Annotated in this window: 24 protein-coding genes and 2 pseudogenes; 7 read left to right on the top strand and 19 right to left on the bottom strand. The window is 62.8% G+C overall.

Annotated elements, in window-relative coordinates:
- Positions 1-12: 12 nt before the first annotated feature.
- The 3 genes from ACRHIG_RS05360 to ACRHIG_RS05350 are packed head-to-tail and all read right to left on the bottom strand — an operon-like array spanning position 13 to position 1806.
- Entirely contained in the window at positions 13-339 is a 327-nt protein-coding gene (locus ACRHIG_RS05360) for a barstar family protein (RefSeq protein ID WP_076565750.1), read from the bottom strand.
- Between the two features lie 8 nt (positions 340-347).
- Entirely contained in the window at positions 348-1157 is an 810-nt protein-coding gene (dapB, locus tag ACRHIG_RS05355) for a 4-hydroxy-tetrahydrodipicolinate reductase (protein ID WP_489629567.1), read from the bottom strand.
- Positions 1158-1176: 19 nt separating this feature from the next.
- Positions 1177-1806, bottom strand: a complete 630-nt coding sequence (locus ACRHIG_RS05350; protein ID WP_052139921.1) for an outer membrane protein assembly factor BamE — start codon at positions 1804-1806, stop codon at positions 1177-1179.
- Between the two features lie 195 nt (positions 1807-2001).
- Here ACRHIG_RS05350 and fur point away from each other — a divergent pair, with 195 nt between their 5' ends.
- The gene (gene fur / locus ACRHIG_RS05345) at positions 2002-2433 is read left to right on the top strand and encodes a ferric iron uptake transcriptional regulator (RefSeq protein WP_034745717.1); all 432 of its coding nucleotides are present in this window, start codon (positions 2002-2004) and stop codon (positions 2431-2433) included.
- 51 nt (positions 2434-2484) lie between these two features.
- On the opposite strand, the gene hrcA is transcribed toward fur, so the two are convergent.
- Both hrcA and ACRHIG_RS05335 read right to left on the bottom strand, forming a co-directional pair.
- Positions 2485-3501 (bottom strand): heat-inducible transcriptional repressor HrcA, encoded by a 1017-nt coding sequence (hrcA, locus tag ACRHIG_RS05340; protein ID WP_035822689.1) that lies wholly within the window; start codon positions 3499-3501, stop codon positions 2485-2487.
- Between the two features lie 104 nt (positions 3502-3605).
- Positions 3606-4331 (bottom strand): HAD family hydrolase, encoded by a 726-nt coding sequence (locus tag ACRHIG_RS05335; protein WP_489629566.1) that lies wholly within the window; start codon positions 4329-4331, stop codon positions 3606-3608.
- Between the two features lie 244 nt (positions 4332-4575).
- Here ACRHIG_RS05335 and ACRHIG_RS05330 point away from each other — a divergent pair, with 244 nt between their 5' ends.
- Complete coding sequence (locus ACRHIG_RS05330; protein WP_475414129.1) at positions 4576-5175, top strand: hypothetical protein; 600 nt, start codon at positions 4576-4578, stop codon at positions 5173-5175.
- 41 nt (positions 5176-5216) lie between these two features.
- A complete protein-coding gene (locus ACRHIG_RS05325) occupies positions 5217-5798 on the top strand; it encodes a hypothetical protein (RefSeq protein WP_475414130.1) in 582 nt (193 codons plus the stop codon).
- 186 nt (positions 5799-5984) lie between these two features.
- Here the strand turns inward: ACRHIG_RS05325 and mmsB are convergent, their stop codons facing one another.
- The 5 genes from mmsB to ACRHIG_RS05300 all read right to left on the bottom strand — a co-directional run bounded on the left by mmsB (position 5985) and on the right by ACRHIG_RS05300 (position 11592).
- On the bottom strand, positions 5985-6887 hold the full coding sequence (gene mmsB / locus ACRHIG_RS05320) for a 3-hydroxyisobutyrate dehydrogenase (protein ID WP_489629565.1): 903 nt from the start codon (positions 6885-6887) through the stop codon (positions 5985-5987).
- A gap of 121 nt (positions 6888-7008) precedes the next feature.
- The gene (locus ACRHIG_RS05315) at positions 7009-8139 is read right to left on the bottom strand and encodes an enoyl-CoA hydratase/isomerase family protein (RefSeq protein WP_489629564.1); all 1131 of its coding nucleotides are present in this window, start codon (positions 8137-8139) and stop codon (positions 7009-7011) included.
- On the bottom strand, positions 8132-8917 hold the full coding sequence (locus tag ACRHIG_RS05310) for an enoyl-CoA hydratase (RefSeq protein ID WP_489629563.1): 786 nt from the start codon (positions 8915-8917) through the stop codon (positions 8132-8134). The genes ACRHIG_RS05315 and ACRHIG_RS05310 overlap by 8 nt, the downstream gene beginning before the upstream one ends.
- Complete coding sequence (locus tag ACRHIG_RS05305) at positions 8914-10074, bottom strand: acyl-CoA dehydrogenase family protein (RefSeq protein WP_436500134.1); 1161 nt, start codon at positions 10072-10074, stop codon at positions 8914-8916. The genes ACRHIG_RS05310 and ACRHIG_RS05305 overlap by 4 nt, the downstream gene beginning before the upstream one ends.
- 9 nt (positions 10075-10083) lie before the next feature.
- Positions 10084-11592, bottom strand: a complete 1509-nt coding sequence (locus ACRHIG_RS05300) for a CoA-acylating methylmalonate-semialdehyde dehydrogenase (protein ID WP_475414134.1) — start codon at positions 11590-11592, stop codon at positions 10084-10086.
- 73 nt (positions 11593-11665) lie between these two features.
- On the opposite strand from ACRHIG_RS05300, the pseudogene ACRHIG_RS05295 reads away from it, so the two are divergent.
- Both ACRHIG_RS05295 and ACRHIG_RS05290 read left to right on the top strand, forming a co-directional pair.
- A pseudogene (locus ACRHIG_RS05295) lies at positions 11666-12622 on the top strand (ImmA/IrrE family metallo-endopeptidase); the annotation flags it as partial.
- 44 nt (positions 12623-12666) lie between these two features.
- Positions 12667-13131, top strand: a complete 465-nt coding sequence (locus ACRHIG_RS05290) for a helix-turn-helix domain-containing protein (RefSeq protein WP_489629562.1) — start codon at positions 12667-12669, stop codon at positions 13129-13131.
- Between the two features lies 1 nt (position 13132).
- Here the strand turns inward: ACRHIG_RS05290 and ACRHIG_RS05285 are convergent, their stop codons facing one another.
- The 7 genes from ACRHIG_RS05285 to ACRHIG_RS05255 form a co-directional block, all read right to left on the bottom strand.
- Positions 13133-14188, bottom strand: coding sequence for an adenosine deaminase family protein (locus ACRHIG_RS05285; RefSeq protein ID WP_475414136.1), 1056 nt, complete (start codon positions 14186-14188; stop codon positions 13133-13135).
- A gap of 25 nt (positions 14189-14213) precedes the next feature.
- Positions 14214-15158, bottom strand: a complete 945-nt coding sequence (locus ACRHIG_RS05280) for a nucleoside hydrolase (protein ID WP_489629561.1) — start codon at positions 15156-15158, stop codon at positions 14214-14216.
- 18 nt (positions 15159-15176) lie between these two features.
- A complete protein-coding gene (locus ACRHIG_RS05275) occupies positions 15177-16208 on the bottom strand; it encodes an ABC transporter ATP-binding protein (RefSeq protein WP_474293273.1) in 1032 nt (343 codons plus the stop codon).
- A 13-nt stretch (positions 16209-16221) separates the two neighbouring features.
- A complete protein-coding gene (locus tag ACRHIG_RS05270; protein ID WP_070290842.1) occupies positions 16222-17001 on the bottom strand; it encodes an ABC transporter permease in 780 nt (259 codons plus the stop codon).
- Positions 16998-17753 (bottom strand): ABC transporter permease, encoded by a 756-nt coding sequence (locus tag ACRHIG_RS05265; RefSeq protein WP_489629560.1) that lies wholly within the window; start codon positions 17751-17753, stop codon positions 16998-17000. Before ACRHIG_RS05265 ends, ACRHIG_RS05270 begins: the two co-directional genes overlap by 4 nt.
- A gap of 104 nt (positions 17754-17857) precedes the next feature.
- Complete coding sequence (locus tag ACRHIG_RS05260) at positions 17858-18880, bottom strand: ABC transporter substrate-binding protein (protein WP_489629559.1); 1023 nt, start codon at positions 18878-18880, stop codon at positions 17858-17860.
- Positions 18881-18936: 56 nt separating this feature from the next.
- Complete coding sequence (locus ACRHIG_RS05255) at positions 18937-20052, bottom strand: porin (RefSeq protein WP_489629558.1); 1116 nt, start codon at positions 20050-20052, stop codon at positions 18937-18939.
- Between the two features lie 226 nt (positions 20053-20278).
- Between ACRHIG_RS05255 and ACRHIG_RS05250 the strand changes: the two genes are divergently transcribed.
- Entirely contained in the window at positions 20279-20470 is a 192-nt protein-coding gene (locus ACRHIG_RS05250; protein WP_489629557.1) for a LysR family transcriptional regulator, read from the top strand.
- Complete coding sequence (locus tag ACRHIG_RS05245; protein WP_489629556.1) at positions 20437-21195, top strand: LysR family transcriptional regulator substrate-binding protein; 759 nt, start codon at positions 20437-20439, stop codon at positions 21193-21195. Before ACRHIG_RS05250 ends, ACRHIG_RS05245 begins: the two co-directional genes overlap by 34 nt.
- An 8-nt stretch (positions 21196-21203) precedes the next feature.
- On the opposite strand, the gene rsmA is transcribed toward ACRHIG_RS05245, so the two are convergent.
- Positions 21204-21983 carry a 16S rRNA (adenine(1518)-N(6)/adenine(1519)-N(6))-dimethyltransferase RsmA gene (rsmA, locus tag ACRHIG_RS05240; protein ID WP_475414140.1) on the bottom strand — a complete coding sequence of 260 codons (780 nt, stop codon included), beginning with the start codon at positions 21981-21983 and terminating at the stop codon, positions 21204-21206.
- Between the two features lie 91 nt (positions 21984-22074).
- A pseudogene (pdxA, locus tag ACRHIG_RS05235) lies at positions 22075-23129 on the bottom strand (4-hydroxythreonine-4-phosphate dehydrogenase PdxA).

Below are 23129 nucleotides of genomic sequence, written 5' to 3'. Positions count from 1 at the left end.
CTACGATTCTATTCACTTGAGTACCAGCTTCAACGCCGGTTTTTCACCGTAATCGTCATAGCGTTCATTGATGCCGGCGATGCAAAACGTAATTTCTTCCAGTAAATCAGGCACTTGCGCCTTCATCGCGTCAGCGTCCTGCACCACGATTTCCAGCACTTCGTTCGGCTTCAAACGGAACTGCGTCATGTTTTCATCGTCGCGCAGGTAGCTGAGGCAATCGACCCAGGCATCCATGCTGTTGCCATAGAACTCGGGGAAACCGAAGGCTTGCACGCATTGCGCGTGAAAACTCGCTGCGTCGGTGATGTCTTTTCCATTCAGGATGGCAGTGGCCATGGTCTTCCTCAGTTCTTCAGCGACAGCACATCCTGCATGTCGAACAGGCCGGTCGGCTTGTCGGCCAGGAAACGCGCCGCGCGCAGGGCGCCGTGGGCGTAGGTGACGCGGCTGCTCGACTTGTGGCTGATCTCGATGCGTTCGCCGATACCGGCAAACAGCACAGTATGGTCGCCGACGATATCGCCGCCGCGGATGGTGGCAAAGCCGATGGTCGACGGGTCACGTTCGCCCGTCACGCCTTCGCGGCCGTACACCGCGCACTCCTTCAGGTCGCGGCCCAGGGCGCCGGCCACCACTTCACCCATTTGCAGGGCCGTGCCCGACGGCGCATCGACCTTGAAGCGGTGATGCGCTTCGATGATTTCGATGTCGTAGCCTTCGGACAGGCTTTTCGCGGCCAGTTCCAGCAATTTCATGGTGACATTCACGCCCACGCTCATGTTCGGCGCGAACATGATGGCCGTCTTTTCGGCGGCGGCGGCAATAGCGGCCTTGCCCGCGTCATCGAAACCGGTGGTGCCGATGATCATCTTGATGCCATGCTCGGCGCAGTAGGCCAGGTGCTGCAAGGTGCCTTCGGGACGGGTGAAGTCGATCAGGTAATCGGCATTGGCCAGGCCGGTGGCAAGGTCCGACTCGATCAGCACGCCGGCAGGCTTGCCAAGAAAGGCGGCGGCATCCTGGCCGACGGTCGGCGAGCCGACGCGGTCGAGGGCGCCGGTCAGCACGGCGTCGGGTGCGTTGCTGACCGCTTCGATCAGGATATGGCCCATGCGGCCGCTGGCGCCAGCGATGGCGATTTTCAGTTCAGTCATTTTATTCTCTTACAGCAACTTATTTGGTGGGTTCGGCGGCAGGCGCAGGTGCTGGCTCGGCGGCAGGTGCCGGTGCAACTTCAGGCTTGCTCACAGGAATGGCAGGGGCGGCATCGGCCGGTACCGGCACGGCGCTTGGCGCCACGGGCGATGGCACGGCGGCGGCAGGCACGTCGGCCTTGGCGACCTTGGCGAATGGCGACGGACCCGCGATACGGTCGATATATTCTTTCTCCGTCGGCAAGTTGCCGCCTTCGAAACGTTCAACCTTGCCATCCTTGCCGAAGTACACGACCACGCGGCTGCTGGTGGTTTCGCCACTGCCCCGGGCCAGACGGAATGGATAATCCCAGCGGTCGGCATGGAAGATATCGGTCAGCAGCGAGGTGCCGAGGACGAAACGCACCTGGTCGCGCGTCATGCCCACTTTCAACTGGGCCAGCATCTCTTCGGAGACAAAGTTGCCTTGTTGAATGTCTGGACGGTACGGCGAGAAAAACCACATGAATTTTTGCAGCGGCGTAATGGTGGTCGTCTGCGCGCCCTGTTCGGGGACCAGTTCCTTGCCTTCTTTTTGAGCAGCGGCCGGCTTTTCGCCAAGGATGCCACGGCTGGCGCAGCCGGACATGGCCAGCGCGACACAGACCATGCCTGCCACGACTGGTGCTCGAAATGAAAGACGGTGCCAGAGAGATGGCAATACAGCCGGGGTTACGCGCATAAATGACCTCAATTGGATGAACAAAACGCCAGGAGTGACCGGCCCGCCAAAAAATGCATATTTTGGCACTCCCCGACAAAACGCTATATGATAAAGCACCTGACCCACATACGAGCAACAAACATGAGTAACAATCCTAGTGATCTCAAGGCAAGCGGCCTGAAAGCCACCCTGCCACGGCTGAAGATACTCGATATCTTCCAGAGTAGCCCGGTACGCCACCTGACCGCGGAAGACGTCTACAAGATTCTGCTGGCCGACAATATGGATGTCGGTTTGGCAACTGTCTACCGCGTCCTCACGCAATTCGAACAGGCAGGCTTGCTCAACCGCAACCATTTTGAAACCGGCAAGGCGATTTTCGAACTCAACGAAGGCTCCCACCACGACCACCTGGTGTGCCTCGACTGTGGCCGGGTCGAAGAATTCTTCGACGAAGAAATCGAAATCCGCCAGCAAAAAGTGGCCGAAGAGCGCGGCTTCAAGATCGCCGAACACGCCCTGGCCATCTACGGCAACTGCACCAAGACAGCCTGCCCGCACAAAACAGCCTGACCCACGCCGGCCGCTCCCGCAAGGGGCCGACCGGCGCAGCATTGAACCGCATCAATGATGGCTGAGCGCGCTCGACAGCAGCTTGGCCGTGATGTCGACGATCGGAATGACGCGCTCGTAAGCCATGCGCGTCGGTCCGATCACTCCCAAGGTTCCCACGATCTTGCCGTTGACTTCATACGGCGCCGTCACCACGCTCATCTCATCCATCGGCACCAGGTTCGATTCTCCGCCGATGAAAATCTGCACGCCCGTCGCCTTGCTCGACACGTCGAGCAACTGCATCAAGCCCGTCTTTTGCTCGAACATGTCGAACATCTGGCGCAGCGAATGCATATTCGATGACAGATCGCTCACGCTGAGCAAGTTGCGCTCGCCGGAAATGACCATGTCGTCGCTATGGTCGGCCATCGCTTCGCTGCCCGCTTCCACGGCCGCCTGCATCAGGCTGCCCATATCGTCGCGCAACTGGCGCAATTCGCCCTGCAGGCGCACGCGCACGGCGTCGAAGGACAGGCCGCCATAATTCTGGTTGATGTAATTGGCCGATTGCACCAGCTGCGCCGGCGTATAGTCGGCTTCCGTCAGCAATAAACGGTTCTGCACGTCCCCGCCGGGAGCAACGATGACGAGCAGGATGCGTTTTTCCGACAGGCGCAGGAATTCGATTTGCTGGAACACGGATTCGCGGCGCGGGCTGAGCACGACGCCGGCGAACTGCGACAGCGACGACAGCATCTGCGCCGCGTTGGCGATGGTTTTTTGCGGCTGCGGCGTCTGCAGGCGCATGCGCGATTCCACCATGTGCTCGTCCAGGTGCCGGACGGTCAGCAAGGTGTCGACAAAGATGCGGTAGCCGCGCGGCGTGGGGATGCGTCCGGCCGAAGTATGGGGACTGGAGACATAACCGAGCTCTTCCAGGTCGGCCATGATGTTGCGGATCGTGGCCGGCGACAGGTCGAGGCCGGAAATTTTCGACAAGGCGCGCGAACCGACCGGCAGGCCGTCGGCGATATATCGCTCGACCAGGGCTTTCAGCAGTGTTTGGGCACGTGTATCGAGTTGCATGGTGTTTTAGGTAAGCAAATAATCTTTATTAAGCAAGCGGCAGCGAAAGCGGCCGAACCTGCATCAACAGCGCCTATTATGCACGTTCGCCCGGCCAGCGGCGATCAATCTTCCAGTTGCCCCTGCAGCCACAGCAGCAATTCATCAAAGTTGGCGCAGATGGCGTCGGGCTGCACGCCGGTGGCCAGGTGGGCGTCGCTGCCCTTGCGGTTCATCCACACGGCACGCATGCCCGCCCCTTGCGCCCCCGTCACGTCGAAATACAGATCGTCGCCCACATACACGGCTTCATGGGGCGCCACGCCCAGCGCGGCGCAAGCGGCCAGGAAGATGCTGGCATCGGGCTTGGCCACGCCGAAATCGCTGGCGGCAATCGACACCTTGAAATGCTGCGCCAAACCGATAATTTCAAGGTCCGCATTGCCATTCGAGATGGAGCCGAGCAGCAGGCGCTGGCGCATCCAGGCCAGGCCCGGCAAGACATCGTCATACGGCTGGACCCGATGGCGCGCGGCCAGGAACTGCGCGATGGCGCCGTCGACCAGGGCGGCATCCTCGCCAGCGGCCTCGAAGGCGGTCAGCAGGCCCGCGCGGCGCAACTCGATCAGATTGCCATGGAAATGCGGTTGTTCCTTGAGCATGGCCAGGCGGTGCTGGCGCAACAGCTCGATGGAAAACTGCTGCGCCACCTTGGGCGCATGCGTGGCCAGCCAGTCGTGCAGCAGGGTTTCGGCGGCGGCAATCACGGGCGCGATGGGCCACAAGGTATCGTCGAGGTCGAACAGGATGGCCTTGGGCGGCACGGCAGGTTTTACAGGAGCAAGGGACATGGGACTCACGGTGGATGCCGCGCCACAGTGCGCAGCCTGCATCTATTGTCGCATTGATCGACGCCGCCAGCATGGCGGCGCCCCCATGAAATGGGGCCGGGCCAGCGCTTCCCGGCGAAAAATTGTTACAGGGTGATACAAGGCAAGATCATCCGGCTTGCCAGATAGACTAAAATAGGCGCCATTCCAATGCGGCGCCAGCGTCCGCGTTGCGCTACCCAACCTAATTCGTTTTGGAGAATGTATGAAAAATTTGTACCTGCGCTCGATGCTGGCGGCGGCTTGCGCCGTCACATTGGCGGCCTGCGGCGGCAGCGGCGGCAACCTGTATCTGAGCGGCCAAGTCTCCAATCTGGCAAAAGATGGCCTGATTCTGCTGAATGATGGCGAACGCCTGCCTGTCGCCTCAGGCCAGACCTCCTTTGTTTTCACCAAGCTGGTCAGCACCGATGACCGCTACGACATCACCATTGCGCAACAGCCAAAGGGCGCCGTCTGCACTATTACCAATGGCGTCGGCAAGGCATCGAGCTATACCGTGACCACGGCCTTCGTGAGCTGCGTGACCAACTCCTACCCGCTGAGCGGCACCATCACGGGCCTGACCGCCGACGGCTTGACCCTGGCCATCGGCAATACCACCACCAGCCCGCTGAAAGGCAGCACCAGCTATACGTTCCCGAATGTCAATGACGGCATCGCCTACAATATTTCCATCGCGACGTATCCAACGGGCCAGACGTGCAGTTTCGTGGGTTCTGCCAGCGCCAACGGCCGCGACGTCGTCGGCACCATGGGTTCAGCCGCCACGACCGGCGCCACACTGAACTGCACGGCGCTGTAAGCCACGCGATTCGTCACCACTATATTGGATTGGAGAAATACATGAAGTTATCCTGCCTGCGCCCTGTCGCCGCGCTGCTGTTGACCCTGGGACTGGCTGCTTGCGGCGGCAAGGCCTCGTATGATGTCAGCGGCACCATCAGCAACTTGAACACCAACGGCCTGGTCCTGGCCAACGCCGGCGTCAACCTCCCGATTACAGCGGGCCAGACCTCGTTCACCTTTGCCAAGCGCATCGACTATGGCACCGACTACAACATCACCGTGCAGACCCAGCCAGCCCACATGACTTGCACCGTCAGTGGCGGGACCGGTTCGGCCGGTCACTACCTGAGCATCCAGGCGGCCGTCATGTGCACGCAAAATAGCTACACGGTAGGCGGCACGGTGACTGGCCTGACAGCCGACGGCCTGATCCTGATCAACGGCAATGCGCAAACCTCGGTGGCCAAGGACAGCACGACCTTCACCCTGGCGTCGCGTGTTCCCGATGGCGACACGTATGGCATCAGCATATTTGCCCAGCCGACCGGCTTGAAATGCAGCGTGGCGCCGAACACCGGCGTTGGCGTCATGGGCGAAGCGAACGTGACGACCGTGCAGATCGCCTGCAATCCGGCCTGATGCGGTGACGCTGGCAGCCGCGACGCGGCTGCCAGGAAGAGATATCATGAAAATCTATAGTTGATATTCGAAAGATAAATTGGAGTTATATGTGGCGATGCAGCATAATGCATCTGTCTCCTCCAACTCTTCCAAGAATTGGATTTAGCCCGCTTTCACCAGCGGGCTTTTTTTGTCCAAAATTTCTCAGGCCGGTTGATTCAAGCCCGGCTGCAGCATCTGCACGATGCTGGAGAAATCCTGCTGCGCATAACCGGCTTGCGCATGCATCTGGTACAGCTGGCGCACCAGCCCGCCCAAGGGCGTGGGCGCGTTCGCCGACAGGGCCGACTGCTGCGCCAGGCCCAGGTCCTTCAGCATCAGCGCCGTGCCGAAGCCGCCCGTGTAATTGCGCGACGCGGGCGTGCCGTCCATGACGCCGGGCCACGGGTTGTACACTTCCAGGGTCCAGTTGCGGCCCGAACTCTTGGCCATGATCTCGGACAACACTTTCGGATCGAGTCCATGCGCCACGCCCAGGTTCAGCGCCTCGGCCGTCCCCGCCATCAGAATGCCCAGCAGCATGTTGTTGCAAATCTTCGCCACCTGGCCCGCGCCCGCCTCGCCCGCATGGAAGATGTTCTTGCCCATCTTTTCCAGCAAGGGCCGCGCCTGCTGCAAGGCCGCTTCGCTGCCGCCGACGATGAAGGTCAGGGTGCCGGCCGCCGCGCCCGCCGTGCCGCCCGAGACGGGCGCATCGATCATGGCAAAGCCGCGCTCGCTGGCCGCCTGCGCCACCTGGCGTGCCACATCGGCCGCGATGGTGCTGCAATCGATGAACAGGGCGCCGGGCTTGGCCGAGTCAAGCACGCCGCCGGCCGCCAGGTACAGTTCCTGCACGTGCTTGTTGGCCGGCAACATGGTGATGACGGCGTCGGCCGTCTGCACGGCCGCGCTGGCGGACGCGGCCGCCGTGGCGCCCGCCTCGACCAGCGATGCCACCGCCGCTGGCGCCAGGTCGAACACGGACACGTGGAAGCCGGCGGCGACCAGGTTGCGGGCCATCGGCGCGCCCATGTTGCCCAGGCCGATAAATGCGATATGTTGCATGGTAAATATCTCCTGTAGCGCCTAAAAAGCCCATGGCGTTGTTGCCTTGCCTCGTCGTACTAGTCGTACTGCCTTCGGCAAGGCGCCTAGCCCTGAGCATTTTTATGCACTACTTAAATGTTTAAATGTGTAGGTCGGCAAGTGGATGCGTGCTCCACGGCGCCGCAAAATACTCGTCCAGATACGCTGCGCTGACCTCGGCCAGGCTGGCCGGTTGCCACTGCGGCGCGTTGTCCTTGTCGATCAGCAAGGCGCGCACGCCTTCGCTGAAGTCTGCATGGGCGCAGCATTGCACGGCGACAATGAGTTCCAGCTGGAACACTTGCGCCAGACTCATGTGGCGCGTGCGTACACGCATGGCCCAGACCAGCGCGGCCGAGCTGGGCGCACCCTTGTCCAGCGAGTGGGCCGCCTTTTGCAGCCAGACCGAATCGCCGTCATACGCGGCAATGGCGGCCACCACTTCGGGCAAGGTGGGGGCTTGCGTGAGCGCGGCGATGGCGTCGAAGTTGGCGCGCACTTCGGAGACGGGCAACAGCGCGGCTGGCGCCGAGAAGCCGCGCAGCAAGCGGCTCAGCTGCTGGTGGTTCGCTTGCGGAACTGCTTGCCATTGCGCCAGCGCCAGCGCGTCGAGCACCATGGCGCGCTCTTCCTGCCGCAGGAAATAGTCGCCCAGGCCCGCGAACAGGGCGTCGGCCGCGTTCATGGGCGCGCCCGTCAAGCCCAGGAACAGGCCGCTGCGCCCCGGCATGCGGCCCAGGAACCAGCTGCCGCCCACGTCGGGGAACAGGCCGATCGTGATTTCCGGCATGGCAATGCGCGTGCTTTCCGTCACCACGCGGTGGCTGGCACCGGCCATCAGGCCCAGGCCGCCGCCCATGACGATGCCGCCGCCCCACACCAGCAGCGGTTTCGCATACGTATGGATGCGGTGGTCGAGCCGGTATTCCTCGGCAAAGAAGGCCAGCGCCTGCGGGTTCGGGACGACGCCCGGTTGCTCGGCCACGGCCGAACGCAGGCTGCGCACGTCGCCGCCGGCACAGAAGGCCTTGTCCGTCGACGATTGCAGCACCACGCAGGCGATGGCGTCGTCAGCATCCCAGCGCACGAGGGCACCGTCGATGGCGCGGATCATGTCCAGGGTCAAGGCGTGCAAGGACTTTGGCGCATCGAGGGTGATGACGCCCAGCTTCATGCCGCCGGGACAGTCGCGCTCCTCGATTTTCACGGTTTCAAGCAAAGTCTCAACCATTCTTCCACTCCGCCGGACGTTTTTCCAGGAACGCCTGCACGCCCTCTTTCTGGTCTTGCGTATCGAACAGGCCCAGGAACAGGGTGCGTTCGTCCGGCAAGGAGTTGACCAGCGGATGGCTGCGCGCGCCCTGGATCAGGGTCTTGCACGCCGTCACGCTGCTGGGGCTCTGGCGCGCCACCTTGGCGGCCAGGGCCAGCGCCGTGGCGGCAGCCTTGCCAGTTGGCACGACTTCCTCGACGAGGCCGATGGCAAGGGCCTTGTCCGCATCGACGCGCTCGCCACATAAAATCATGCGCTTGGCCCAGCCTTCGCCCACCAGCCACGGCAAGTGCTGCGTGCCGCCCGCGCACGGCAGCAGGCCGACGGAGGCTTCCGGCAAGGCCATCTGCGCGTGTTCCTCGGCGATGCGGATATCACAGGCCAGCGCGCATTCGAGCCCGCCGCCCATGGCATAGCCATTGATGGCGGCGATGCTGACGCCACGAAACGCGGACAGTGCCTCGAAGGCCTCGCCAAACGCGGCGGCCATGGCGAACGCCGTGTCTTTATTGCCGTCAGCAAACACTTTCAGATCGGCGCCGGCCGAGAAGAACTTGGCGCCGCCGCCCGTGATCACGAGCGCGTACACGTCCGGATCAAGGTTCAGGTCGGCCACCAACTCTTTCAGGGCGCGCAGGCTGGCCAGGGTCCACGTGTGGGCGGGCGGGTTGTCGAGAGTCACCAGGGCCGTGTGGCCGCGGCGTTCCAGCAGCAGATTGGTATACACTTTAGTCATCGTAAGGTCTCCGTGGCGCCGTCTTTCAGAATCGCTCGCGCGACGATCAGGCGCATGATTTCATTCGTCCCTTCCAGGATTTGGTGCACGCGCGTGTCGCGCACATGGCGCTCGAGCGGGTACTCGCGGATGTAGCCGTAGCCGCCGTGCAACTGCAGCGCATCGTTGGCCACATTGAAACCCACATCCGTGGCGAAACGTTTGGCCATGGCGCAATATGCCGTAGCGTCCGGGCTTTCCTGGTCGAGTTTCCAGGCTGCCAGACGCACCATCTGGCGCGCCGCCACCAGCTCCGTCAGCATGTCGGCCAGCTTGAATTGCAAGGCCTGGAACTGCGCCAGCTCGCGGCCGAACTGCGTGCGCTCCTTCATGTACGCCTGCGCCCGCGTCAGGGCCGCCTGCGCCGTGCCCACCGAGCACACGGCGATATTGATGCGCCCGCCATCGATGCCCTTCATGGCGATGGCAAAGCCTTCGCCTTCCGCGCCCAGCAAGTTACCGACAGGCACTTTCACCTGATCGAAGCTGATGATGCGCGTGGGCTGACTGTTCCAGCCCATCTTTTCTTCTTTCTTGCCATACACGATGCCGGGCAAATTCGCCGGCACGGCAAAGGCGGAAATACCGGCCGCGCCCTCGCCGCCGGTTCTCGCCATGACGATCAGCATGTCCGTCTGGCCCGCGCCCGAGATGAACGCTTTCGTACCGTCGAGCACATAAAAGTCGCCATCCTTGACGGCTTTCGTGCGCAAGGACGCCGCATCCGATCCTGACTGCGGTTCCGTCAGGCAATAGCTGGCCAGCTTCTGGCCGGCGGCCAGGGCCGGCACCCACTCGTCGCACAGCGCTTCCTGCCCCCAGCGCGACAGCATCCAGGTAGCCATGTTGTGGATCGTGATGTAGGCCGTGGTCGAGGTGCAGCCGCCGGCCAGCTCCTCGAAGACGATGGCGGCATCCTGGCGCGACAGGCCCAAGCCGCCCCAGCGCTGCGGCGTGTACAGGCCGCAAAAGCCCATCTCGCCCGCCTTGGCAATCGTTTCCACGGGGAAGATCGATTCCGCATCCCAATGGGCCGCGTGCGGCGCCAGTTCGCCTTCGGCAAACGCGCGCGCCGCCTGCTGGAACTCGCGCTGTTCGTCGCTCAGTTCAAAGTCCATGGCCACTCCTTACTTGAGGCTGATGGTGGTGTTGACCTTGCCCACCGAGGCCGCATCCGTGAACCAGCGCTGGGTGATCGTCTGCGTCTGCGTGTAGAACAGCACGACCTGCTTGCCGAACGGACCCAGGTCGCCCAGTTTCGAGCCGCGCGAGCCCGTAAAGCTGAACAGGGGCACGGGCACGGGAATGGGGACGTTGATGCCCACTTGGCCCACGTCGATTTCTTCCTGGAAGTAGCGCGCGGCCGCGCCGCTTTGCGTGAACAGGGCCGTGCCGTTGCCGTTCGGATTCGCGTTCACCAGCGCAATCGCTTCGTCCAGGGTATCGACTTCGACGACGATCAGGACGGGGCCAAAGATTTCCTGGTCATACACGACCATGCCGGGCTTCACGCCGGACAAAATCGTCGGGCCGACGAAGTTGCCGTTCGGATAGCCATCGACCTTCACGTCGCGGCCATCGAGGGTCAGCACGGCGCCCTGTTCGATGCCCTTGGCAACCAGGCTGTGCACGCGCTCTTTCGCCGCGCACGAAATGACGGGGCCCAGGTCCGGATTGTCCTTGCCCGCGCCCACGCTCAAGCCTTGCGCCTTGGCGGACAGTTCCGGCAGCCACTCGCGCGCTTCGCCCACCAGCACGGCAACGGACGCGGCCATGCAGCGCTGGCCGGCCGCGCCGAAACCGGCGCCCAACAGCTGGTTCAGGGTCTGTTCTTTATTGGCATCCGGCAAGACGACGGCATGGTTCTTGGCGCCCATCATGCATTGCGCGCGCTTGCCGTTCAGGCTGGCGCGCTGGTACACATGCGTGCCCACCTTGCTGGAGCCGACAAACGAGATCGCCTTGATATCCGGATGGTCGCACAGGGCGTTGACCACGTCTTCGCCGCCGTGGATGACGTTCAGCACGCCGGCCGGGATGCCCGCCTGCAAGGCCAGGCGCACGAGTTTTTCCGTCACGAGCGGATCTTGCTCCGATGGTTTCAGAACGAACGTATTGCCGCAGGCAATCGCCATCGGGAACATCCACAGGGGGATCATGGCGGGGAAATTGAACGGAGTAATGCCGGCGCACACGCCCAGCGGCTGCATCACGCTGTAGGTATCGACGCCGCCAGCCACGTTTTGCGCGTATTCGCCCATCTGCAGGGTGCCGATATTGGCCGCATGCTCGACCACTTCCAGGCCGCGGAAGACGTCGCCTTCCGCATCGAGCAAAGTCTTGCCCTGTTCCATGGTGAGGGTGGCGGCCAGGTCGGCCATGTTTTCACGGATCAGCTGCTGCAATTTCAGGAAGATGCGGGCACGGGCGCCGATCGGCGTCTTGCGCCAGGTTTTGAAGGCGCGCTGGGCCGAGGCGATGGCCGCGTTCACTTCATCGGGCGTGGCGAACGGTACCTTGGCCAGGACTTCCTGCGTGGCGGGGTTGACGACGTCGCGCCAGACGGTGGTGCGGGATTCGACCCACTCGCCGTTGATCAACAGTGGAACGGTCGGAATTGCAGTTTGCGTGGTCACTCGGTGTCTCCTCGTTGGGGTATAGGTCTGTTTGCATTATTCGCACAATCCAGGCTGCAAACAAGGCGTGAAAATGCGAGATAATGCAAAGATGAATCTGTTAATCTGCAAAGATTGTAAATTTGCAGATTCCACAAACCGGGGAAGAGGAAACGCGATGGCAAAGGTTTTCATGGGCGTGCGCCTGCAGCGGCTGCGCGAGGAACGGCGCATGACGCAGGTGGCGCTGGCCAAGGCCCTGGGCATCTCGCCCAGCTACCTGAACCAGATGGAGCGCAACCAGCGCCCGCTGACGGTGCCGATTCTGCTGCGCATCGGCAGTGTTCTCGGGGTCGATCCGCAAATCTTTTCCGAACACGACAGCGCCAGCCTGGTGGCCGACGTGCGCGACGTGTTCGGCGAATTGCCCGACGCGCCGCCCACCTCGATGGCGGAATTGAAAATGTTGGTGGAAAACATGCCGGAGCTGGCGCGCTCGATTTTGCTCTTGCAGCGGCGCTACCGCGTGATGGCGGAACGGGCCGATACGCTGGCCGCGCGCCTCGACGACGGCAGCCGCGGCGCCAGCTCGGCGGCGCCCTCCACGGACGAGGAAGTACGCGAATACCTGAACCGGCGGCAAAACTATATCGATGAACTGGACCGGGCGGCGGAGCGGGTGGCCGGCGAACTCGATCCCGCCCTGCGCACGCTCGACGCGCTGCAAGGCCGCCTGCTGGAGCGCCACGGCATCCAGGTGCGCTTGTCCGATGGCGACGCGGGCATGGTGCGCAAGCACCGCTACGACGCGCAACACCATATCCTGTTTCTGCCCGACACCCTGACAGGCGGCCAGCGCGCCTTCCAGATGGCGGCGCAAATCAGCCTGCTCGAGCACAGCGACTTGATCGACGCGCTCGTGCTGGCGGCGGGACTCTCCGGCGCGGCCGCGCAGACGGGCGCGCGCCTGGCGTTTTCCAATTATTTCGCCGGCGCCCTGCTGATGCCGTACCAGCGCTTCCTGCAGGCGGCGGAGACGCGCGCCTACGATATCGAGCGCCTGGCGCACCAGTTCGGCGTGGGTTTCGAAGCCGTGTGCCACCGTCTGAGTACCATGCAGCGCCCCGATGCGGCGGGGCTGCCGTTTTCTTTGTGCGCGTCGACCGCGCGGGCAATGTCTCGAAGCGCCAGTCGGCGACGGACTTCCATTTTTCCAGGGTGGGCGGCACGTGTCCGTTGTGGATCGTCTACGACGCCTTCAGCCATCCGGGCCAGGTGCTCACGCAAGTGGCCAGCATGCCCGACGGCTGCACCTACCTGTGGATCGCGCGCCAGGTCAGCACGGCGTCGCCGGGTTTCCGCGCACCGGGCAAGACCTTTGCCGTGGCGCTGGGCTGCGATATCTCACAGGCGCACCGGCTGATCTATTCGAAAGGACTCGATTTGCACGACCCATCCAGCGCCACGCCGATCGGCACGGGCTGCAAGGTGTGCGAGCGCCAAAGCTGCCCGCAGCGGGCGTTTCCCTCGCTGCTGGCCCCACCACCGGCGTCGGCCTGATTTACTCGATGACCCTGGCCCGCAGCGCGTCGAACTCGCGCGTAAATTCCGCGCGCCAGTCGCGCCGCGTGCTCTCGTCTATCCAGGCCGCATCGAGGCCATTCAACATGAAGCCGCGCATGTCGTCGAGGCCGAAGCCGAATTCGCGCATCATCATCCAGGCACCCGTCGGTGTCACGTGGTGCAGGGTCGGATCGTCCGTATTCGGATGCAGTTTCAGGCCCAGCTTGGCCATGGCGCGGATCGGGTGATCGAGCGCCCAGCGCTCGGGCGCCAGGGTGCGCAGATAATACGAATTGGTGGGCACGACGGTGAACACCAGACCCCGCTCCACGCAGCGCTGCGCCAGCTCCGGGTTGTCGACGATCGTGTAGCCGTGGTCGACCCGGTCCACCTGCAATTCGTCTATCGCCGTCGCCACGTTCATCCACGGCATGCCAAATTCGCCCGCGTGCGCCGTGCACTTGAAGCCGGCGGCGCGCGCGGCGCGGTAGGCTTCGATGAAGAGCTCCGGCGGACGGTCGTTTTCGCGGTAGTCGATGCCGATGCCGATCACTTCCGGCGCGCGGTACGCCTTCATCCACTCCACCATCTGCGCGGCTTCGGCGGGAGCCGCTTCGCGGTCGATGCTGGGGATCAGACGGCCGATCACGCCAAAATCCCTTTGCGCATCGCGGATGGCGGCCACGATGGCGTCCTGCGCCGACTCGTAGCGGATGCCCGAGACGCGCACGGTGCCGGTCGGATTCCAGAAGAACTCCGCATAGCGCACGCCATGGCCATGCGCGTCTTCCAGGTATTCATACGCCAGGCAATACAGGTCCGTCGGCGAGACGATCAGGTGCGCGTCGAGCGCGCGCAGCACGCGCAGTACGCCGACGGGCTTGTCGCCGCGCGTATAGAACGCGTCGATTTCCTCGGGCGTGACGACATTGCCCGTCTTGGCGGCCAGCGCACGGAAAGTAGCCTGGCGCACCGTACCGAACAGGTGGCAATGCAGCTCCACTTTCGGCATGGCGCGTAAAAACTGTTCGATGCTCAGGGGAGAATTAGACATGAAGCTCGTTTCGTAGTGAAGTGGGTCAGACGAGAATGGCGGCCAGGCGGCGCATCAGGCGCTCGATGGCGGCGGGACCGTCGGCCAGCATCGCCACCTGCGTGTTGACGGGCGCGCGGCGCGGCACGCGGAATTCGCACACCGTCATGCCGCGCGTCAATTCGCCCGTCAATTCGATGGCCACGTGAGCCGGCTGGAACTGGAACAGCTGCGGCGCTTCCAGATACAGGGCCACCACCGGGTCGTACATGGGCATGGGCACGGAACCGTCGCTGCTGCGGATGCGCACGTACGCTTCCAGGTAGCCTGCCAGACGTAGCGCGCGCGGCGTGCCGAGGGCGCGCAGGCGTTCCACTTCCGCATTCGTCACCAAGAGCTGACGGCACAGGTTCAGGCCGAACATGCGCAGCGGGATGCCGGATTTGAACACCTGGGCGGCCGCTTCCGGGTCCGCATAGATATTGAATTCGGCCGCCGCCGTGTGGTTGCCCTGGTCGGTCGAGCCGCCCATCAGGATGATTTCGACGATTTTCTCGGCGATGTCGGGCGCGCGGGTCAAGGCGGTCGCCAGGTTCGTCATCGGCGCGATCGCCATGATGGTGATCTGGCCCGGATGCTTGCGCACGGCGGCGATCAGCGCGTCGACGGCGTGGCCGGCAGCATCGCTGTCGGCGCCGGGCGGCAGCACCTCGCCCGTGGTCGGCATGCCGCTGTCGCCGAGGATGCGCTGCGCCGTTTCGATGACGCCGGCCAGCGGCTCTTCGCAGCCGCGGTAGATCGGCACCGTCAAGCCGTCATGGGCCTTGATGCGCAAGGCATTGTCGTAGGTGATGTCGACGGGCGCATTGCCCGCCACCACGCTCACGCCCAGCCACTCGATAGCGGGATTGCTGCCCAAGAGCAGCATCGTCAGCCAGTCGTCGAAACCGGGATCGGTGTCGAGCCAGATCTTTTTCAAGGCTTGGGTCATGGTGGCTTTCAGTCGAGGTTAGGCGGCCAGGCACAGGGCGCTGTCGGACGGCAGCACGAACGAGACGGCCGTGCCTTCGCGCCAGGCGGCGCCGCCGGCCGCGCAAATGCCCTTGACCTGGCCCAGCGGCGTTTGCAGCAGGTATTCGACGGTGTCGCCCAGGAAGCCGCGCGCCAGCACGGTGCCCGGGTAGTGAGCCGCCGCGTCATCGGGCGCGCAGACGCGCACCTTGTCCGGACGCCAGCCCAGCACCGTGGTGCCGGCAGCGACTGGGGACGTGTACGGCAGGCTGGCGCCGGCATGGTGCAGCGCGCCGTCGCGGTAGTCGAACAGATTTTCGAAACCCATGAAGTTGGCGACGAAGCGCGTCGACGGCGTATTGAACACGGCTTCCGGCGCGGCCAGCTGCTCGATGCGCCCGCCGTTCATGACGACGATGCGGTCGGACAGGGCCAGCGCTTCTTCCTGGTCATGCGTCACGTACAGCATGGTGATACCCAGTTCGCGCTGGATGCGGCGCAGCTCGGCGCGCATCTGCACGCGCAGCTTGGCGTCCAGGTTCGACAGCGGCTCGTCGAGCAGCAGCAGGGCCGGCTCGACGACGATGGCGCGCGCCAGCGCCACGCGCTGCTGCTGGCCGCCGGACATCTGCGCCGGCAAACGCGTTTCAAAACCCGTCAGGCCCACGGCGGCGATCACGGCTTCGACCTTGGTTTTCAACAAGGCTGGCGCAACCTTGCGCAGGCGCAAGCCGAAGGCGATGTTGTCGTACACGTTCAGGTGCGGGAACAGCGCGTAGGACTGGAAGACCATGCCGATATTGCGTTTATTCGGCGCCAGCTTGCCGATTTCGCGGCCGTCGAGCACGATGCGGCCCGACTGCAGCGGCATCAGGCCGGCGATGGCGCGCATGGTGGTGGTCTTGCCGCAGCCGCTGGGGCCCAGCAGGGAAATCAGCTCGCCCTGCTCGACGTGCAGGTCCAGGTCCTTCACGGACGTCGTGTTCTTGGCGTAGCCGAGGTTCAGCTTGTGCAGTTCCAGATAACTCATCGTGTGTTGCCTCTTACATGTATTTAGAAATGCCCAGCACCTTCTCGGTCACCATCACGAAGGCCATGGTGAACAAGACCAGCAAGGTCGACAGGGCAGCGATCGACGGATCGAAGCTGTTTTCCATATGCCCCAGCATCTCGATCGGCAGGGTGCTGATGCCAGGACCCGTCAGGAACAGCGAGACGGGCACCTGGTTGAACGAAGTGACGAAGGCGAGGAAGAAGGCGGCGATCACGGCGTTGCGGATATTCGGCAGCACGATCATGAAAAACGCCCGCAAACGCGACGCGCCCAGGGTGATGGCAGCATCCTCGATATCCACGCGCAGGTTCACCAGGCTGGCGTACACGACGCGCACCGAGTACGGAATCAAGAGCGCGATATGGCCGATCAGCAGGCCCACGTACACGGGCGCATTGATCGTCAGCACCAGGTGGTGCAGCAAGCCCAAACCGACCAGGATGGCGGGAATAATCAGCGGCGACGTCAGGATTTGCCGGATGGCGCCGATGCCAGGCGGCGGCATGCGCGAAAACGCATACGCGACGGGAATGCCCAGCAGGAGCGCGATGACGGTGGCGATCAGGCCGATTTCCAGGCTGGTCTGGAAGGCGCGGCGGAACTCGGGCGCAGCCCACACTTCGAGGATCCAGCGCAGCGAATACGACTCGGGCGGGAAGGCCAGCGTTTCGCCGCCGGAAAAGCCGGCCAGCACGACGATGGCGAAAGGCCCCAGCAGGAACAAAAACACCAGCCACAGGACGGCGCGCGAGAATAGGCTTTCTTTCATACGGAGCTCCGGCTCGAGGAAATACGTTTAAGGCCGGCATTGACCAGCAGGGTCATGCAGACGAGGATGACGGCGATGACGTTGGCCGCGCCGAAGTCGCTCTCCACGCTGACCTTCTGGTACAGCAGCGTTTCCAGCATCAGCACCTTGGTGCCGCCCAAGAGGGCCGGCGTCACGTAGGCCGTCACGCAGCCCGTAAATACCAGCGTGCCGCCGACCACCAGGCCTTCCTGCGTCAGCGGCAGGGTGACCTTGCAGAATACTTGCCATGGATTCGCGCCCAAAGTCGCCGCGGCCGGTTCCACGTCGCGCGGCAGGTTTTCCAGCGCGCCGGCCAGCGACATCAGCATCAATGGCAGCAGCAATTGCAGCAGGCCGACAAAGACGGCAAATTCGCTGAACAGCAAACGCAGCGGCTCTTCCGTGAAGCCCATGTTGACGAGCGCCGCGTTGACGGCGCCGTTACGGCCCAGCAAGACGATCCACGCATAGGTACGCGCGATGGGCGAAACCATCAGCGGCAGGATCATCATGCCGACCACCAGGCCGCGCCACTTCGGCGACACGCGCGCCACGGCTTGCGCGGCCGGGTAGCCGAGGATGACGGACGCCAGGGTCACCAGCGCAGCGATGCGCAAGGTGCGCCAGAAGATGGTGCGGTTGAATTCCTGCGAGAAGAATTCGATGAAGCGGTCGACGCCCCACTGCATGCCGTCGCCGACGCGGAAGGCGTCGACCAGCAAGGCCAGCACGGGCAGCAGGAAGCAGACGACGATAAAGATCAGCGCAGGCAGGACCAGCAGCAGCCCCAGGCGCTTTTTGGATCAGCAAACATGGCGTTCTCTCCTCGTCACCACTATTTGCTCATGGCCTTGTTCCACTGCGTCATCCAGTTGCTGCGCTGTTTGATGATGGTTTCCGGCTTGACGAATTTCAGCGAATTGATCTGGTCGGCGCCATAGGTATTGAATTGCGCGGCCGCCACCGACAGGCGCACGTCCTTGTTGACGGGCGAGTCGACCAGATTGGTCGCCAGCTGCGTCTGCACTTCCTTGGACAGCCAGAAATCCATCAGCTGGTAGGCCAGGTCTGCGTTCTTCGAACCGGCGACGATGCCCATCACGTTCATGCCGGCCGCCTGGCCTTCGGCCGGGATGCTCCACTTCAGGGGCAGGCCCGTCTTGAGCATTTGCGACCAGGTAAAGCGGGCGACAGGTGCGGCCCAGATTTCATCCTGCGCGAACAGGGCGGCCAGCTGCGCGCTGTTTTTCGAGAACGTGACGACGTTACCCTTCATGCCGACGATCTTGGCAAAGCCCGTGGCGTAGTCGTCCGTCTTGCCGCCCCAGGCCGCATCGGCCATGCGCAGCATCAAGGGGCCCTGCGTGGTGCTCACGTCGGGGAAGGCCACGCGGCCCTTCAGTTCGGGGCGCCACAGGTCCTTCCAGGACGTCAGCGGGGCGACCTTGTCGCTGCGGTACACCAGGCCCACCGAGTACAGCGTGTAGCCGACGGCGTAGTTGCCGCCGATAGGGTTTTTCGCCACGTCGTACAGGGCTTTGTAATTGCTCAGCTTGGAGTAATCCATGGGCTGAATGACACCCTTTTGCGCCGCTTCCAGCATGCCGGAATCGGACAGCAGCACCAGGTCGATCACCGGGTTCTTGGCGTGCACCACCAGCTTGGCGATGCGGTCCGCATTATTCCCCGTTTCCACCTTGATATCGCAACCGCATTTGGCCTTGAACGGCTCGTACACATACTTCATGAACAAGGGCTGGGCAATCGGATAGGCCGAAATGACCAGCTCGCGTTTTTCCGCGTGGGCGGCGTTGGCCAGCAAGCCTAGGCTCAACGCCAACATGAGGTGCTTTTTCAAGATGCTTCCTTTCAGGGGCGGCGCTGCGGGACAGCGCCTGTAAAGATGAATCAGAATCAGAAATAATGTCGCATGCCGACGATCAGCACGCTTTGCGTCTTGCCGCCCGAGGCGCCGAAGCCGAACACGCGGGCGAACGTCGCATCGCCTGCCGCCTTCTGGTAGCTCCAGGTGACGGCGACGTCGGTGCGCTTGGACAGGAAGTAATCGGCCTGGAAGTTGACCTGATGCCATTTTGGCGTCTTGTTGATCACATCATATTTACCCGTGGTAAAGAAATACGAGGCGCCCAGGTTCAACGCTTCCGTCAGCTTGTGGTTCACGTTCAGGTCCACGTTTTGCAAGGTCAGATTGCTTTGATCCAGGTAGTGGTAGCGCACGTTGGTGTACAGCGCGCCGAACTTGGTCCTGCCGACATTATAAAAGCCTCCCGTGCCGGCGATGGCCTGGCTGTCCACGCCGGCGCCCTTGACGGCGCTCTTGTTGAAGATCAGCAGGGAACTGCCGTAGTCGTTGCCGATGGCGCCATTCGGCGCATCGGGGCTGTTCGGGCGATCCATCTTGGTGTAGGCGACGGCCCAGCTGAAGGCATCGACCTTGTAGCCGGCGCCCATGCTGTAGACGCGGTTGCGGTTGGAGTCTTCCGGATTTTCGCTGAAACCGTACAAGCCCGTGAACGACAGGTTGCTGATGTTCGGGCTGACATACTTGACGGCATTTTGCACGCGCAAGTTGTTGTAGCCATTGTCGTTGTCGCCGATGTGCACGCCGTTACTGGCGATGACCACCGGGCCCAGCAGATCCTTCACGGCTTCGTACTGGCGGCCCAGGGTGAGCGTCCCCTTGTCGTTGCTCGACAGGCCCACATACGACTGGCGGCCAAACAAACGGCCGCTTTGCGAGGCCGTGCCCGTCATCACGTTAAAACCGTTTTCCAGCACGAAGACGGCCTTGGTGCCGTCGCCCAGGTCTTCCTGGCCGCGAAAACCGATGCGGGGATTCTGGTTCGTGCCGCTCAGCGCATGCGTGCGGCTGCCCTTGCCCTCATCCGACACATAGCCGATGCCGGCCGACAGCAAGCCATACACTTGCACGCTGCTTTGCGCCTGCGCCGCGCCCTGCGCCGCCAGCAAGCCACCCACCACCATCGTTCCCGTCATCCATTTGTTCATCGCCGCCACCCTAAAAAGAATAAACCCTGAGTTTTTTTGGAATTATTTTATTGATACATCCCTAGTCTGGCGCACCGCCGCACCTGCCGGCGCCGCATTCCAGGCTCTTCTCCCGAATATTGTTGCTTTCAAGACAAGTAAGGACCAGTCCAGAATATGGTAAATTGAGGGATAAGAAAATTTGTTTATTTTTATAAATCCATTACTTTTTCTAATAAGCAAAGCCATGCATGAACTGAGCAAGAAAATTTCCTTACGACATTTGCAAGCGTTTGCCACCCTAGCCCGGGTAAACAGCTTCAGCAAGGCTGCACAGGAATTGTGCGTGACCCAGCCGGCCCTCAGCGCGTCGATCAAGCTGCTGGAAAATCAACTGGGAAAAAGTTGTTTAACCGCACAACCCACCAGTTGGAACTGACGCGCGAAGGCAAGCTGGCGCTCGATTACGCCACGCATTTATTGAATACGGCCAGCAACACCTTTGCCGATATCCAGCGCGCCATCGGCAGCGGCCGGCACCGCATCCGCATCGGCGCGATTCCCTCGGCCATGGCGATGACGGCCGTGGTGGTGGCGCGCTACTGCGAGCAGCATGGCGATGAAGTGGAAATCGTCCTGTCGGACATGCCCAACGACGGCTTGCTGCATGCGCTGCATTCGGGCCAGCTGGACTTTTGCGTGGGCATCGAGGTGCCTGGTTCCGTGTCGCTGGAAAGCGTGGGCCTGTTCGAGGACGAGCTGGTCTTGGTGACGGCGGGACGCCATGCGCTGGCGCCGCTGAAGGAAGTGCGCTGGGAACAGCTGGCGGGCCAGGAAATCGTCGTGTTTACCAAGGGCAGCATCTGGGAGTTCGCCTCGAGCGCGCTGCGCCAGCATGGCTTGAGCCCCTCAAACCTGTACCAGATGATCCACAGCGAATCGCTGTATGGCGTGGTGCGCGCCGGCATCGCTGTGGGCATCATGCCCAGCCTGTACACGACCTTCCTCAACGACGAGGATCTGCATGTGGCGCCCCTGCGCCAGCCCACCTGCAAGCGCAAGATCGCCTTGATGCGGCGCAATGAAATCAGCCGCAACCACCATGTGGACGACTGCTTTTCAGCGTTGCGCCAGGATTTACAGCAGGTCGACCAGTGGTTTTAAGTTAAAACTCAAGCAGGTGCTTTCAGCAGATTCGCCAGGGCAACATACTGCTCCAGCCCCACGGTTTCCGGACGCAGGGTCGGATCGATGCCGGCCGCCTTGATCTGCTCTTCCGTAAACATACCGGCCAGGCAGTTGCGGATCACCTTGCGGCGCTGCGAGAAGGCCTTCATGACCACCGCTTCCAAAGTGGCCTGGTCGCACGCCAGGCGCTCGGCCACGGGAATCATGCGCACGATGGCCGATTCCACCTTCGGCGGCGGATCGAAGGCCGTCGGCGGCACGATGAACAGCAAGGACATGTCATAGCGCCATTGCAGCATCACGGACAGGCGGCCATACGCCTTGCTGCCCGGCTCGGCCACCATGCGTTCGACCACTTCCTTTTGCAGCATGAAATGCTGGTCCTGCACCAGCGGCGCGAAGTCCGCCAAATGGAACAGCAGCGGGCTGGAAATGTTGTACGGCAAATTGCCCACGATGCGCAGCTTCTGGCCGGCCGGCACGGGAATTTGCGCGAAATCAAACTTCAGCGCATCGCCCGAGTGGATCGTCAGCTTGGCCGGATTGAAGGTCTTTTCCAGGCGCACGATCAGGTCGCGGTCCAGTTCCACCACATGCATCTGTTTCAAATGGCGCAGCAGCTGCTCCGTCATCGCGCCCAGGCCGGGGCCGATCTCGACCATGGCGTCGTCCGGCTGCGGCGCGATGGCGGCCGTGATGTCGTCGAGGACGAAGCGGTCATGCAGGAAGTTCTGGCCAAAGCGTTTGCGGGCAACGTGTTTCATAATGTGTTTTCTATCAATGCGGTAAAGCCGGCACAGGCCGGCGGGATCGTTGAGCAGGCAGCGTCGGGTTACGCCTTGCGGCTAACCCGACCTACGCTCTGGTCGGGATACTCGCGCGCAGCATGTCGAGCGCCGTTTGCAGGGCTTGCTCCATGCTGTGGCCATCGGCCAGGCCCAGCCCTTGCGCGGCCAGGTCCAGCGCCGTGCCGTGGTCGACCGAAGTGCGGATCAGCGGCAAGCCCAGGGTGATATTGATGCCGCGCCCGAAGGTTGCGTATTTCAGCACGGGCAAGCCCTGGTCGTGGTACATGGCCAGCACGCAGTCGGCGTCCGCCAGGTATTTGTGCTGGAACAAGGTGTCGGCCGGGTACGGTCCGCGCGCATCGATGCCGTGCGCTTGCGCCGCCGCGATCGCGGGGCTGATCACCTCGATTTCCTCGCGTCCCAGATAGCCGCCCTCGCCCGCGTGCGGGTTCAGGCCGGTGACCAGGATGCGCGGCGCGGCGATGCCGAATTTCTGTTGCAAATCAAGCTGAATGATATCCAGGGTGACGGCCAGGCTGTCCATCGTGATGGCAGCGGACACGTCCTTCAATGGCAGGTGCGTGGTGGCCAGCGCCACGCGCAAGGTCGGCTCGCCGTGACCCGGTTCTCCGGCCAGCATCATCACCACTTGCGGCGTGCCGGTTTTTCTGCCAGGTATTCCGTATGGCCGGAAAAGGCTACGCCTGCATCGTTGATCGTGCTTTTTTGCAAGGGTGCCGTGACCATGGCGCCAAACCAGCCGGCGGCGATGCCTTCCACGGCCGCGTCCAGGGTGGCCAATACGGCCCGCCCGTTTTCCTTGTCCAGCACGCCGGGAATGACATTGTTCACAGTGGGAATATCGATCACGGCCAGGCGGCCGGGACCGAACTGGGGCAAGCCGCTGTTGCGCACGGCTTGCAGCGACAGCGCCGCCAGGCGGATCTCCGGATCGATCAGGCTGGCCGTCAGCGCCAGGAAGGCGGCGTCGCCCAGCAGGATGCAGTTGACTTCATTGCGCATGGCCCAGGCCGCGCGTATGGAGATTTCCGGGCCGACACCGGCCGGTTCGCCACAGGTGATGGCGATGGCCGGACGGCGTGCAAGGGGCAAGTTACTCAT

Source organism: Janthinobacterium sp. C22 (genome assembly GCF_057919405.1).
This window is presented reverse-complemented; position numbering and strand designations above follow the sequence as displayed.